This window comes from uncultured Gemella sp. (assembly GCF_963537375.1).
GTDB lineage: Bacteria > Bacillota > Bacilli > Staphylococcales > Gemellaceae > Gemella.
In genome coordinates this window covers 1-16,379 of sequence record NZ_CAUTDQ010000040.1, presented here as the reverse complement: position 1 = coordinate 16,379, position 16,379 = coordinate 1, and the positions used below count along the sequence as shown (strand labels likewise).

Here is a 16,379-nt window from a genome sequence, read left to right as displayed (position 1 = left end):
CAGGATTTACTCTTCTTTTTTTATATTTTGTCTCACATCAATTGTAACACTACATTATATCATATAGAATTTATCTTTTTAGCTTTTAACTAAAAGTAAAATATGATATAATTTATTAGAAAATAAATAAAAAGGAGAATAGTTTATATATGGATATGTTATTTAAACTATTAGCTGAGCATGTATATTTAATATTATTTGTGTCACTTATCTTAGAATTTGCAGCTTTGCCTTTACCAGGTGAAACTATGATGGTTGTAGCTGGAATAATGGCATATAATAATCATGGTAGTTATATAGGGATGATTATTGCAAGTGCGTTAGGAACTGTAATAGGGATGCAATTTTCTTATGAAGTTGGGAGAAGATTAGGAACTAAAGCAGTCGATAAATATGGTTCGTATATTGGACTAACACCATATAGGATGACTAAAGCTGCTGAATTTTTCAATAAATTTGGTAACATAGTAATAGTAATTGCATACTTTTTACCAGGAGTTAGACATATACTTGGGTATTTCTCAGGTATTTCACGAATTGATTCCAAAAAATTCCATCTATATTCAACAATAGGAGGGATTTTCTGGGTAGTAGTGTTTATTACTTTAGGATATGTATTAGGACCAAGTGCTCCACATGCATTTAAATTATTACATAAATATGGAACAATGTTATTCATTATCGGTATAACTGCATTGTTTATTTATTTAATATTTAAAAAATTAGGGGCAAAAGATTTTGCAGTATTCTTTAAAAAACGAATTAAATATCTAGTAGTACTTTTAATAGTAGAGGCTGCAGTATTAATGAAATTTGTAGTATTAGATGAAAGAGCGCATCCTAAATTTAAATCCGATATTATATTTTATTGCTTAGGATTTTTAGCATTTGTAGCATTTTTACTATATCTAAGAGTAACTTTAAAACATGATACATCTGAAAAGCTACTTGTAGTTGTCGACTATCAAAAAGATTTTGTTGATGGTGCATTGGGGTTTGAAACTGCTGATCAATTAGATAAAGTCATTGCTAATAAAATTGATGAATATTTAAAAGCTGGGCAAGATGTAATATTTACTAAAGATACACATTATACAAACTATCTTTCAACTCGTGAAGGTAAACATCTACCAATCGAGCATTGTATTATTGATAGTGAAGGTCATAATTTATATGGAGATGTTGCTAATTATGAAAGTTATGCGAAAAGAGTATTTAATAAAACATCTTTTGGTAGTATAGATTTAGCACATTATATTTCGCGTAGTGACTATAAAGAAGTGGAATTTTGTGGTTTAGTTTCTAATATCTGTGTATTAAGTAATATTATTATGACACAAACATATAATGAGAAAGTAGAAATCATTGTAGACTTGAATGCTACAAAAGGATTAAGTGAAGAGGTTAACTCAACATTTAAGACATATCTACAAAATTTAACAGTAAATGTAAAAGAATAAAATCAAATACGAATTATTTTCTAAAGATTATGAAAATAATTCTTATTTTTTATGTTTTTAATAGAAAATATGTAGATTTTATGTTAAACTAGTAGATAAAATCAGGAAGGAAGGGATTGTTATGAATTATTTATTAGTATCACCAAATTTTCCAACTTCACAGGAAAATTTCGCAAGAAAGTTAGTAGAAAAAGGAGTTAAAGTATTAGGAATAGGAAGTGAGAGTTATGATAATCTTTCTAGTGCTTTAAAAGATGCTTTAACTGAATATTACAGAGTAAATGATTTAGAAAATTATGAAGAAGTTTTAAGAGGAGTAGCGTTTTTAATCTATAAACACGGAGTTATAGATAGAGTGGAGTCTAATAATGAGCATTGGTTATTTTTAGATTCAATAATTAGAGAACAGTTTAATATAACTGGTGTGAAACCGAAAAAACTAGATTTTACAAAATATAAATCTAAAATGAAAGAAAGATTTATTAAAGCCAATGTTCCAGTAGCTAAGGGGCGTGCTGTAAAGAATATTAAAGAACTTGAAAAAGCAATTAAAGAGATAAAATTACCAGTAATAGCTAAACCAGATAATGGAGTGGGAGCAAATAATACTTATAAACTTTTATCAAAAAAAGATGTAGAAAACTTTAAAAAACAATGGACTCAAGAAGTTGTATACTTTATTGAAAGTTATGTAGACAATGGGATTCTTTGTACGTATGATGGACTAATTGACTCTAAAGGAAAAGTTGTTTTTGAAACTAGTTTTTATTACACAAAACCTACATTAGATTTATTGAACGATAGCCTTGATTATGGAAACATAATTTCAAAAGAAATAGATCCTAAATTAAGAGATTATGGGAGAAAAATTGTTAAGGAGTTTGGTATGAAAGAGAGATTTTTCCATATTGAATTCTTCAAATTGCCAAATAACGATTATATCGCTTTAGAATATAATAATCGTATAGCTGGAGGGTATACAATAGATTTATATAATCATACATATGAGTGTGATCTGTTTGAAATGTATGCGGATGTTGTCGTAGGAAATGAACCGAAGAAAGTCCAAAATAATTATAATGGTATTGCTTTATCAAGACGTGATAAATATACTTATAAATATTCTAATGAAGATATTTATAATAAATATTCAAAAGAAATTCGTTTAATAGATAGAGTACCAGCGGTTTTTGCAACAGCTATGGGAGAATGGATGTATATCTTAGTAGACGAAAATATTGAAAATATTAGCGAAATGATGAATTATATTCATGAAAAATATGAATAGGAGAATTGTTCGTGATGAATAAATTTATTAAGGGACTTTTACAAATATTAGGAATTACAATCATTGGTGCAATTATAGGATATGCAGTTGGTAAAATTGCGGGAGGCTCACTTGAGAAAGTGGATACTCCAAATATCATATTTTTATTTATTGCAGGAGTAATAGCTTTTATTTTACAAGTTATAGTTCATGAAGCGGGGCATTTAGTTTTTGGATTGCTATCAGGATATAAATTTATTAGTTTTAGAGTATTTGATTTCAAAATTATAAAAGATAAAAATGGAAAACTAAAAATTAGATATGAAAGACTAGCAGGTACTGGTGGTCAATGTTTGATGAGAGCGCCTGAGTATGTTGAAGGAAAGTTTAAGTATAAATTATATCTTCTAGGTGGTGTAATATTTAATATTGTATTTTCTATTGTTTCTTGGCTAATCCTACCAAGTTATTATACATTATTATTTGCTTTAATAGGATTTACATTAGCTTTTCTGAACCTTATTCCAATGGGATTCAACGATGGTATGACGTTCTACCACGCTAGTAAAGACGAAACTACTAGATTTGTTTTATACTTACAATTAGAGTACGTATATTATCAAAGTATTGGTAAGAATTTATTAATAGAAAAACCAGAAATAGTTGAGAAAATAAATTCATTAGAAATAATTAATACCAATTATTTAACTGATTCATTAGAGTTTATTAAATTAGATGGGCTAGAATATTTCTTTGAGTTTGATGCTTTATATAATGAATCAAGAAAACTATATATTGAAAGAGAGGATTTGTTACCAGTTTATAAAGTTGAACTTATGGCATTGTTAGTGAAATTAATAAGCTTGGTTAATCCTGAAGATGAATTATTGGAAGAACTAATGAATGATAAAAGTTTGAAAGTTCGACTTAAACAAAAAAATCCACAGACAAAAAATATACTCGCGACATATGAATGGGGAATAAAATTAGATGATGAAAAAGCTATGGATCTAATTGAAGAAGCTAGAAAATTAAAAAATAAAGCTCCGAATTTATATGTCCAGAATATTGAGATGAAATACTGTGATTATTTAGAAAATAAAATATTAAAATAAAGATAAAGACAATAGCTAAAAAATGGCTATTGTTTTATTTTTTCAGGATAATCGATAATGGTTATCGATTATAAAGATACTAGCTTTTTATATTTTTAAAACTAAAATATAGTAAATTAATTACAAATATATAGTATGAATAAATAATTATGTAAATCTTAAAAAATACTATAAATTAGAAAAAAAGAATAAAAAATGGTTATTTTATGTAAATGCTTATAATATAAAAATTAAGAAAAATATAATTAATTATATGTAACTATCTAATATAGATAACTTAAATAAACTTAAAATTTTAACATTTGTATTGACTTTTCAAATAGTGTACCATAAAATAAAGTTGTAACATGAACCAAAAAAATATAAATAATGCCAATTAGATTTCAAAAATAAAATAATAAAAATATTTGTATTTAAAGGTAGATGTTTCTATAATTTTTTAATATTAATTTAGGAGTAAGGGTATGTTCAGTAAAAATAACCTAAGAATGATTAGTCAAAAAGAACATGAGAAGATTAATTATTACGGAATAAAAAAATTCAAAGTAGGAGCCGCTTCAGTATTAATAGCAGCTGGATTTGCTTTTTTAGGTGGAGGAAGTGTATTAGCAAGTAATGATGCTGCTGTAAATATTACCACAGAAACAGTGAATAACAATTTAGAAAAATCTAATAAAGAAAGTTCCGCAGTGACATCTGTTAAAGCTAATAAAGCTAACTTGAGTGCGGCAATTGCACGTGTTCAAGAGGCGATTGCTAAAGCTGGTGTATCTGAAAAAACTGCTTCAGCAATAGAAGATGCAAGAGTAGAATTAGTAAGTGCACAAGCTCTGGAAGTAAGTGAAGTAGCAACGCAAGTTGAAGTTGATAGAAAAACGATAGAGTTAAAAAATAAAGCATTTGTTTTGGAAAGTATGCCGAAATCAGCTTTAAAAGAGATTGACAAAGATACAGAAGAAAAAGTAAATAAAAATCAAGATTCGAGAAATGGACAAGCTATTCCTGGAAAGGGTGAAAGTGGATTTAGAGAAGCTTCTGGAACTACTAAACCAGTTATTCCAGCAGTGGAAGGACCAACAAATAATAATAAACTTGGATCAGGAAATAACCCTGCTGATGGTGTATTTGAGAGTGCAAAAAATCAATTCGGAGATATAGATTTTAGCAATGCCACTGCTAAAAATAAAACAGTAAATAAACAATGGTCAAGAAGTACAGCATCTCAAGGTGGAGAGACAAAAATTCTAGGAAGCGTAACTTATAACTGGAAAGAAAAAGAAATTACTGCAGATGAAGCGAATAATCATAATGCCTTAAATGGTTGGAAAATTGAAGGTGGGGAAAAAGTTACAGCTGTTAAACCAGAAGAACCAACAAATGTTCCAGCGGATCGACCTGCAGAATTTTCTGCTAAACCTTCTAAAGTCTATGATTTAAATGGGAAAGTTCATCCTAATGAAAATGAAACTCCAGCACCTAATCATCCACTTGGAGTGAATGCCTCAAATCAAAACTATGCCAATGGTGTAAATCACTCAGGTATGGTAGGTACACACAGTTTACCTAAAGGTTACTATCTTGAACTGGGTAAAAAAGGAACAAAGATTTCTAAAGAATATGCTGTAAATGGTAATTCAAGAGTGATGTTAAGTGCAATTACCGGTGGTGCATACGGAAATGCAGGTACTGCTGGAACAGGTGAACAAGTTAAAATTACCGTTTATGATGCAACAACAGGTGAAAAAATTTCAAGTGTAAGAGATGACCATAGTATTGGTGAAAAATTGGAAACTGAACATGTTTCAACACCAACTGGTAGCGGTGGTAATGGAGATGGTTGGACAGAATATCGTGCAATTTATGAAATTCCAAAAACAACAACACGTGTAAGAGTTGAAATTGAAGCCTTAAATGATGGTACAGCTATTAATAATTCTTATTTAAAAAATACAAATAGTACTGTAACAGATGGTTATTTTGTCGGTGCAGTAAACTTAGCGGTTGGATCAGGAGCTGAACTGACTACCAATGTTAAAACAAACAAAGTATCAGGAAAATATGGTGAAGATAATCTTTATAAAGCTAAACAACAAGGTACATTAGATATTACTGTTAAAAGTGTTGGTGGAGTTCGTCACTATGGTCATGCAGAAACAGAAGTAGAAATTCCAGAAGGAGTAGAATTACCTGATAATATTAAAAAACCAACAGGTTGGGTTTGGTTTGGTGGAGTACCAGTAGCACCTCAAAATATTTCTTGGGATGCTGCAACTAGGAAATTGAGAATAAAATATCAAACGTCAGGTAATAATGCTGGATCTAATCCATATATCGGTATTGGTTCTAATAACGGTAACAATGATGGAATTCGAAATCTAAGTATTCCATTTACAACTGCTGATAATTATAAAGGAACTGCAACTTTCAAAGTTAGAACATTCTTACCAAATGGTTTAAGTGATGGTCAGGATAACCAAGCTTTGAATACAGGAGATGTCTCTAACTCTGATGGTAAGTATCATCCTGTTGTTAATGGATTAAGAAATAGTGATAATCCAGAATATTACTACAATAAAACAATTTACATTGATACTACAAAACCAGCAACCCCTACTGTAGAAGCAATTCATACAGATGGAGTAAAAGGTGAAGGAAAAGATACTAATCAACCTAAAAAATTATTAATATCTGTTCCGGAAGAAGAAACTGGTGTAACAAATGAAGATCGTGAAAAACGTGACTTAATAGAAAATGATAAAAATAACAATAAACACAACTTAACCGATGGGGAAGCTACTACGAAGGTAGATAGAATTAACCATGCTATTGGAGGAGTGACATCTCTAAAAGTTACATTACCGAATGGAGCAAAACCGATTACTTTAACGAAAAAAGCTGATGGTTGGTATAATGGTTCTGAAAAAATTAATGAGGTAGATGGAAAATTAGTACTATCATTACCTGAAAATGTTAATTTAGATGAAGCTAGTGAAAGTACAAATCCAGATAAGAGAATTAAAGTAACTGTATTTGACAAAGCAGGAAATGAGTCAGATCCTGCATATGGAGAAGTAAAAAATGAAGCTCCTACAGTGGCAGTTAAAAATTCTGAACTCTATGTTTATAAAACAAAAGAAGCAGATAAATGGAATAATGAAAAAGTTTTAGAAAAATCTGTTCCATCTGCAACTGACCTAGAAGATGATCGTGATGGAAAAGAATCAACTAAGCCGACAGTAGCTGTTAGTGATTCAGGAAACTTAAATACAACAGTAGTAGGTACTTATCCGGTAAAAGTCCAATCAACTGATAGTGAAGGTAAAAAATCTACAGAAATGACAGTAAATGTACATGTCTTAGATTTGATTACTGTAGATCCGACGGTAACTACTGATCCGACGGATCCTAGTTCAACATCTCCAGTTTCTCCAAAAACAGAAGGAACACCGGTAAAAGAAGGAGATGCCAACAGAGGAACTTACCCAGCGGGTGTAACGCGTGAGGATTTAGTAAAAGAAGTCACTCGTACAATCAAGTATCTTAAAGAAGAGGATAAAGATAAAGTAGATGCACAACCTATTGAAGTAGATAAAGTTGATAAAGTTCAAAAAGTAACGTACAAGCGTACTGCAACGGTTAATCCTGAAACGAAAGAAGTAACTTATTCTGACTGGACAGTTTATGAAGGTGCTGATAAACTTACAGATGCAACAGTAGATGGAACAAAAGGCAAGTATAATGAAGTAGTTTCACCTGTAGTAAACAATTATTTATTAGTAGATAATGCAGATAAAATAGTACCAGCTAAAGAAGCACCTGTACCAGATCAAAATGGTGTAGTTACTTCAGAAGTTAAGAAAGTACTTTATAAAGAGATAGGTTCATTTGTGCCAAATTATCCAGATGGTAAGAAGCCAAATGATGCACCAGATAAAATTCATTATCCAAATCATCCTACAGACCCAACGAAAGTTGGTGATTTTGGAACGATTACTATTCCATATGTACAAGGTTATACACCAGTATATAATGGTGTAGAATTAACACCGAAAAACCCAGCTAATCCAGAAGAAGGATATAAAGTTCCTGAAGGCTTCAATCCAATAGATAACTTTGGAAATTCACAAATTACTTATACTCCGTCAACTCAAAAAGCAAAAGTAATTATTGAGAAAAAAGTAGAAGGTCAAGATAATGAAGAGGTTAAGAGTTATGAATTGACGGGGAAATCTGGTGAAGAAATACCAGCAAGCACAGAAATAGATAATAAAATTCAAGAGTTGAAAAATAAAGGTTATGAAGTAGAAAGTGACGAATATCACCTAGCTAATAATCACTATCCAGTATTCGATGATCAAGAAGATTCAGATAAGGCAGATAGAATTACGTCACCTTCTCAAATATTTAGAATTGTTGTTAAACCTAAAATTGTAGAAGTTCCATCAACTTCTCCGCATGAAAAAGATACACCAGTTTATCCAAATGGTAATCCAGAATTGAAATGGCCAGGAGGTTTAACAGAAGCTGATTTAAAAACAACTGCTAAACGTGTTATTTCATATGTGAAGAAAGAGTCAGAAACAGCAACAGAAGAAAAAGCTAAAGATTCTACAGAACAAGTAGTTACGTTTACTAGAAAAGCAAAAGTAAATCTTGTAGAAAAAACTGTAGAATACACAGATTGGGAAAGTTCAAATAAAACATGGGCTAAAGTAGAAGTTAAAACTTTAACAGGTTATATTGCTGATAAGAAAGAAATTCCAGCCAAAGAAGTAGTTACGCCTACAAAAGATACGAAAGTTATTCCTGATGAAGCGGAAAAAGTTACTTATACAAAAATAGGAAGTTGGACACCAATTAATCCGACAACAGGTCTAGAAGAAGCTCCAATTCCATTCCCTAATGATCCTAAAGATCCAACTAAGGCAGGAGAGATTACACAAATTATTCCTCATAAAGATGGGTATACGCCAAAAGATGGAAGTGGAAATCCATTAACACCAATTGATCCGGAGCATTTAGATAAAGGATATCATCCACCGAAAATTACAGATCCAAAAGCTAATATTAAAATTGTTTATGATAAAGATGATCAAAAAGTTAGAGTTAGATTTGTTTCAGTAGATGCTAATAATAAGGAAACACCTCTGAGTGAGAAATACAATCTTGAACTGACTGGTAAAACAGGTGATGTAATACCAGAAAATGGAATTCAAGCACGTCTTGATGTATTAAAATCAATGGGATATACAGTAAAAGAAAATCCATTTGATAGTAATCCAGTATTTGATGCAAAAAAAGATACTGCAACTAATGTAAGTCAAAACTATACGATAAAATTATCTCCAAAAGTTTCTACAGCAACACCTGTATATGTTGTTGAAGGTGATAAACCTACAGTAGAAAAACTAAAAGATGCTGTCACTACAGAAGGAAACGAAAAAACAGTAAATGAAACAAAAATACCAGAAACAAATGGTAAAGTTGGTGATGATACCTTATCAGCTCCAGTAACGGTAACTTATGGTACAGGTGAAAATAAACGTGATGAAACTGTAAATGTACCGATTAAAGTTGTTAAAGGATATCCACAAATTGTACCAGTAGATGAAAGTAATAAGCAACCGTCTCCTGAGGATAGTATAGAACCGAATGATTATCCAGAAGATGCTACATTCGAATATAAAGAACCTGTAGATACAACAAGTTCAGGGGATAAAAATGTTACTGTAGTTGTTAAACAAGGGGATAAAGTATTAGTAGAAGTGCCAGCAACAGTACGTGTAGTAGAAAGTACACCACAGTTTGTAGTGGTTGATAAAGATAAAAAACAACCAGATGCAAAAGATAGTGTTACACCGGGAGAATACCCAGAAGGAACAACATTCGAGTATGAATCACCAGTAGATACAACAACAGTAGGAGAAAAAGATGTAGTAGTTGTTGCTAAAAAAGGAGATAGTGTGATAACTAAAGTTCCAGCGAAAGTGATGGTTGTTGAACCTAAGACACAATATGTCGCTGTGGATAAAAACAAAAAACAACCAGATGCATCTAAAAGCATTGATCCAGAACAATATCCAGAAGGAACAACATTTGAATATAAAACACCAGTAGATACAACAACACCAGGAGAAAAAGATGTAGTGGTTGTTGCTAAAAATGGAGAAGATAAACTTGTGGATGTTCCATCTAAAGTTAAAGTAGTTCAAGGTAAAGAACAATTAATACCTGTAAATCCGACTGAAAAACCACAAGCAAGAGATAGTATTACTCCAAGTAATTATCCTGAAGGTTCAACATTTGAATATAAAGTTCCAGATGGAAAAACAGAACCATTTGACTCTACAACGGTTGGAGATAAACCAGTAACAGTAGTTGTTAAAGATAAAGATGGAAAAGTATTAGTAGAAGTGCCAGCTACTATTAAAGTTGTAGAAGCGAAACCAACACCAATAGAAACACCAGTAACGAATACAGTATTCACAAAAGATGATGTTTCTAAATATGTAAAAGTTCCAGAAGGTGGAAAAGTAACAAAAGTAGAGAATACTCCGGACTTAACAACACTAGGTAAGAAAGAACCAGTAAAAGTAACTGTAGAATTACCAAATGGAAAAGTAATCACAGTAGAAGTGCCAGTAAATGTAACGCCGGTGAAACCAGTGGAAACACCAGTAACGAATACACCATTTACACCAGAGGATTACACAAAAGGAATAACAATACCAGAAGGTGGAAAAGTAACGAAAGTAGAAAACATACCTGACTTAACAACATCAGGTAAGAAAGAACCGGTAAGAGTAACAGTGGAATTACCAAATGGAAAAGTAATTACAGTAGAAGTGCCAGTAAATGTAACGCCGGTGAAACCAGTGGAAACACCAGTAACGAATACACCATTTACACCAGAGGATTACACAAAAGGAATAACAATACCAGAAGGTGGAAAAGTAACGAAAGTAGAGAATGTTCCGGACTTAACAACACCAGGTAAGAAAGAACCAGTAAGAGTAACTGTAGAATTACCAAATGGAAAAGTAATCACAGTAGAAGTACCAGTAAATGTAACGCCGGTGAAACCAGTGGAAACACCAGTAACGAATACACCATTTACACCAGAGGATTACACAAAAGGAATAACAATACCAGAAGGTGGAAAAGTAACGAAAGTAGAGAATGTTCCGGACTTAACAACACCAGGTAAGAAAGAACCAGTAAGAGTAACTGTAGAATTACCAAATGGAAAAGTAATCACAGTAGAAGTACCAGTAAATGTAACACCAGTAATTCCTATAGAAATACCGGTAACTAAAACACCATTAGAACCAGAATATTATACAAAAGGAATAACGATACCAGAAGGTGGAAAAGTAACAAAAGTAGAAAATATACCGGACTTAACAACACCAGGTAAGAAAGAACCAGTGAGAGTAACAGTGGAATTACCAAATGGAAAAGTAATTACAGTAGAAGTGCCAGTAACTGTTACACCAACAACAGGAATAGAAACTCCAGTGACAGATACGCCGCTGACAAAAGAGGATATTGAAAAACAAATTAAACTTCCAAAAGGTGGAGAAGTCATAAGTATCGGGGATATTCCAAAAGTTAATACTCCTGGAGATAAAGGAACAGTTAAAGTAAAAGTGAAACTTCCAGATGGAAAAGTAATTACGGTAGAAATCCCGGTGAATGTTACTCCTATTAAAGATATAGTTAAGAAATTAGGAGAACCTATTACTAATGAAGATGTTGAAAAACATATCAAAATACCAAAAGGTGGAAAAATAGTATCTATAGGTGATAAACCAACTACAGATATACCGGGAGAAAGACCAAGTATATCAGTTGTAGTAGAGTTACCAGATGGGAAACGTGTAACTATAAAAGTACCAGTAATAGTAACTCCAAAAATAACTCCTGTAGTAGTTGAAGTAGGAACACCAGTTACGGTAGAAGATGTTAAGAAACATATAGATTTACCAAAAGGATGGAAAATTACAAAAGTAGGAGAGATACCTACAACATCTACTCCAGGAACAAAACCATCGGTAACGGTGGAAATAGAATTGCCAGATGGACGTAAAATTACGGTAGAAGTCCCTGTAATAGTAACACCGAAAGTAATACCAATCGTTGTACCACAAGGAACGCCGATCACTCCAAAAGATGTAATAAGTCATATTGATCTACCAAAAGAAGGTGGATGGGAAATAGTAGAAATAGGGGAAATACCAACGACTATACCAGCAGGGGTGAAACCAAGCGTTAAAGTTAAAATCAAAGTTCCGAGTGGAGAAATCGTTGAAGTGGACGTTCCAGTTATTGTAACACCGGTAACAAGACAAATAGTAGTCGAAGTTGGGACACCTATAACAAACGAAGATGTAATAAGTCATGTAGACTTACCTGAAGGATGGAAAATTACAAAAGTAGGAGAGATACCAACAACATCTACTCCGGGAACAAAACCATCGGTAACTGTAGAAATCGGATTACCGGATGGACGTAAAGTTACAGTGGAAGTTCCAGTATTGGTAGTAGATAGAAATAATGGATCAAATCATAACCAAGATAAAAAACAAGATAGTAAGACAAATAATCTAGGTAATATTAATAATAGTAATGTTGAATTAAATAAAGGGAATGAAAATAATAATTCAACTAAAGAAACTACCAGAAAAGAAAATACTAAGATTGAAAAACTTCCGAATACCGGATTTGAAAATGATTCACTATCGGGTTATGGTTTGGCAATGTTGGGATTTGCTTTAACAATGTTAAAACGACGTAAACAAAAATAATATAAAATAAAAGTCTAACATAGGAATTAGTTAAAAAGTAGCGTAGTAGTCTAATGATTACTGCGCTATTTTTAATGATATTCTTATAATCTGAGTGTAAAGGAAATGCACGAGTTCCAGTGTAACTGGATGGAGGATTAATAGTAATTGAAATAATATAACAAATGACGTTACATAATTTAAGTAAATAAATATAGAATTTATATCCTAAGTATACTCAAATTTATTTTTATTAATATTGAATATTTTTTAAAACTTAAAATTAAGTTAAAATTTTGCTGTATGTATTGACAAAAGCTGGTTTAAGGCTTAAAATTAGATTATATTTTTTAAAAAAAACAATAAAAAATATCAATGCAAAAAGACTAACATATAACATAAAAAAAATAGAATGCTATTCGAAAAAAAAAAAAAAACTAAAAAAACCAATTTTATTTTTATTATAACTTTGTTTTTATTATATTTATATTGTAAATTAGGAGGGGAAAAGATGTTTGGTAAGAATAATAAGAGAATGATTATTCAGAAAGAACAAGAGAAAATAAATTACTACGGTATTAAGAAATTTAACGTTGGTACAGCATCGGTTTTAATCGCTGCTGGATTCGCATTTTTAGGTGGAGGTAGTGCGTTAGCAAGCAATGATGCTTCGGTATCTGCAACTAATACAGAAACTGTTAATAATAATGTAACAGCAAATAAAGAAGAAGTCTCAACAGTGACACCAGCAAAAGCAAATAAAGCTAATTTAAGTGCTGCAATAGCTCGTGTTCAAGAGGCAATCGCTAAAGCTGGAGTTTCTGAAAAAACAGCATCAGTAATAGAAGATGCAAAAGTAGAATTAGCAACAGCACAAACTCTAGAAGCGAGTGAAGTAGCAACACAAGCTGAAGTTGATAGAGAAACAGTAGCTCTAAAAAATAAAGCATTCGTATTAGAAAGTATGAAAAAAGCAACTTCTAAAGAAGCTGATAAATCTACAGAAGAGAAAGTAAACAAAAACCAAGATCCAAGAAATGGAAAAGCCATTCCTGGAAAAGGTGAAAGTGGATTTAGAGCAGATACGTTTATTGTTAATGAAAGCAACACTACTACAGTGCCAGATACAGCTACAACAGGAACTGATAAATTCACATTTGTAGCTTTACCAGAAAATGATTCGAGAAGGAATTCTGGAGTTATTGCGATAGCAGGTGGGCAAGCAGGAGATATAGTTGTAAAAGGAACTGGAGCTGCTCCTACAGATTTAGAAATAGAGATGTATTCTTCTCAGCGTACTGGTAAAACGGAAAACCCAGTAGCAATGTCAACAGTAAATGGACAACCAGTTACATCTCCAGGTAGAATGGATTACCCACTTTCAAAAGAACAGGTTCAAAAATTACAAGAAGAAGCTAAACTATGGAGAAATAAGTTAAAACCTGATGGTAATAGTATCTCAAACAATCCTGCAACAGTTTTTGGAAGTTCAGGAGCTTATGAATTTTTGGCGACAGAAATTTATAAGATGGGTTATGAACAAGGAGTAGATCGTGCATATATCCCAAATATATCAAACCGTTTTGCTGTGACAGATAAAGCTAAGGAAGCGGGTTGGAAAATAAAATCAATAACTCCAACTAATCTGCCAAGTGGTTTGATTTACGATAAAGAGAGCGATTCTATTCAAGGTAGAGTTGTTTCGAATGTTCAAAATGGTGTGCAAGACCTAAGATTTACTGTTCAAGCTGAGAATGAGAAAACTCATCAAATTGTTAGCATGGAGTTTAAAAATCTAAGATCTGGCTGGATTGCGTGGCAAGATTCAAAACCACCGAGATTGGAAGTTTCAGATGATGCTTATGAAACACAAGTAGGACAGAATGTGAACATTGATATCGCATATAAAGATGATGCAGGTTCTAATTTTTCTGGTAGTAGACGACAAGTTAATTATAAATTAGCAAGTGGAAAAGTTGTAACCATTCCTAATCAAAATTTCAGACAAGCTGTTTCAGGATTAGCTGGATATGCTACTACAAATAAAGCTGGTGAATTAGATGGAACGAAGACTTCTATTCCAGGTATCTCCTATAATTTGTCTCAAGATGGAACTCCAGTAGAAACTGATGCAAATGGTGATCAATCAATTTATGATAAGGGTAAATTGACTGGGACAGCCACAACAGCGGGAATTTACACAGTATCAGTGTTTGCTAAGGATTATAATACAACACAAAAATCAGATTCTACATGGATTCATTCAGGACATGAAGTTCAGAAATATATTACAGTTGTTGTAAAACCAACTATTACTGTGAAAAACGTTCATGCTTATGCTACAACTATACCAGTAACAATATCAGATGGAGCTTCAACTGCGGAAGTGAAATTACCTAATGGTAAAATTACGAAGCTTGAGGTTAGAGATGGACAATGGGTAGTAGCGTCTGGTACAACAAATGAAAAAGCTGTTCAAGGGACTGCATTAGGACAAGTAGGTTCTGAAATTAATATTCCAGTTTCTGAAGAAGATACTAAGACTGCTTCTACTGACACAATTGTAGCTAAAGCGATAACTGAAAATGTTAAAGCTACTCTGTTGAGAAATGAACTAAGCTTAACAGATAATAATGGAGTACATAAAGCTCGTTTAGATGAAACGACAGGTCATTGGGAGCTTGATGAGAATTATAGAGAAGTAAAAGAATCAACTCCGAACGGCGGTTATAAACTAACTAAGCGACAAGTATTTACAGAAGTACAGAATGATGGAACAAAAAATTATTACATCTATTCTTATACTAGAACTTATAATGCTAATGATGAAATAGTAAGTGTTAATGAAGTAAGGAGAGATAAAACAGTTGTTCCAAGATTAAATACAGAAAATCAAGAGGGAAATGCTGTTGTTGTTGAATACAATCCTGTAACTCAAACTTGGACATCATCTGATAATTCAAGAGTTACTGCCACTAAGGAAGGAAATTTCTGGAATATTAGAACAGAATCTGGATTTACTGGTTTGGTTAAGGGTAGCATTGCTGAAAGTGATGATAAGGCATCAATTCTAAATGATGCTCCAACAGCAACTTCAACTTCTTATACTACAGTAAAAGGTGCTACAGTGGACTTAGTGAAACAAGCATCAGCTGCAGTAACAATTAGAGATACAGAAGATGATGCAACTACATCACCTAAAAAAGAAACAACTATAACTAAAGTAACTGTAACGTCACCATCAGGACAACAAACAGAATATACTGATATAGAGCAAGCAAAAGCTCATCTATTATCAGAAGTAGGTACTTACACAGTTAAAGTTGAAGTGAAAGATAGCAATGGAAATGTTGTGACTGCCAATACTGATACTGAAACTGGAACTGATAAGGGTGCTGAAACTGCTGTAAATTCAACTACATACAGAATTACAGTTGAAGATCAACCAACTAATAAATTGTATACAGTTGAAGATGATACAGTAACAAATGATCAGTTGAAAGAAAAAGTAAATCCTACAGCAGTAGAAGGCTTTACTCCAACTAAAAATGATATTACAGATATCCCAACGACTGCAGGTAAAGCAGGTCAAACATTGCCAACTCCTGCAACAGTTACTTATACCAAAGGGACTGAAACAATTTCAGTAGCAACTAAAGTAGATGTTGTTGTTTTACCAAAAGTAACACCAACTGGAGTAACAGTTCTTAAAGATAGCACTGGTTTAGATGAAGCAGTTAAAGCGAAAGCA

General features: G+C 32.2%; 5 protein-coding genes. All 5 read left to right on the top strand.

The window, feature by feature from the left end:
- Positions 1–149 precede the first annotated feature (149 nt).
- Entirely contained in the window at positions 150–1,460 is a 1,311-nt protein-coding gene (locus tag RYK99_RS07525) for an isochorismatase family protein (RefSeq protein WP_314991475.1), read from the top strand.
- Between the two features lie 121 nt (positions 1,461–1,581).
- Positions 1,582–2,748: a carbamoyl phosphate synthase large subunit gene (locus RYK99_RS07520; protein ID WP_314991473.1), complete on the top strand. Its 1,167-nt coding sequence runs from the start codon at positions 1,582–1,584 to the stop codon at positions 2,746–2,748.
- A gap of 14 nt (positions 2,749–2,762) precedes the next feature.
- Positions 2,763–3,842, top strand: a complete 1,080-nt coding sequence (locus RYK99_RS07515; protein ID WP_314991471.1) for a hypothetical protein — start codon at positions 2,763–2,765, stop codon at positions 3,840–3,842.
- A 464-nt stretch (positions 3,843–4,306) separates the two neighbouring features.
- Entirely contained in the window at positions 4,307–12,649 is an 8,343-nt protein-coding gene (locus RYK99_RS07510; protein ID WP_314991469.1) for a Rib/alpha-like domain-containing protein, read from the top strand.
- A gap of 490 nt (positions 12,650–13,139) precedes the next feature.
- Positions 13,140–16,379 (top strand): YSIRK-type signal peptide-containing protein (locus RYK99_RS07505; RefSeq protein WP_314991467.1); only part of this gene is annotated, 3,240 nt, incomplete at its 3' end.

Coding starts and splice junctions, on each gene's coding strand:
- RYK99_RS07525 (WP_314991475.1), top strand. CDS start 150: ATGGATATGTTATTTAAACTATTAGCTGAGCATGTATATTTAATATTA.
- RYK99_RS07520 (WP_314991473.1), top strand. CDS start 1,582: ATGAATTATTTATTAGTATCACCAAATTTTCCAACTTCACAGGAAAAT.
- RYK99_RS07515 (WP_314991471.1), top strand. CDS start 2,763: ATGAATAAATTTATTAAGGGACTTTTACAAATATTAGGAATTACAATC.
- RYK99_RS07510 (WP_314991469.1), top strand. CDS start 4,307: ATGTTCAGTAAAAATAACCTAAGAATGATTAGTCAAAAAGAACATGAG.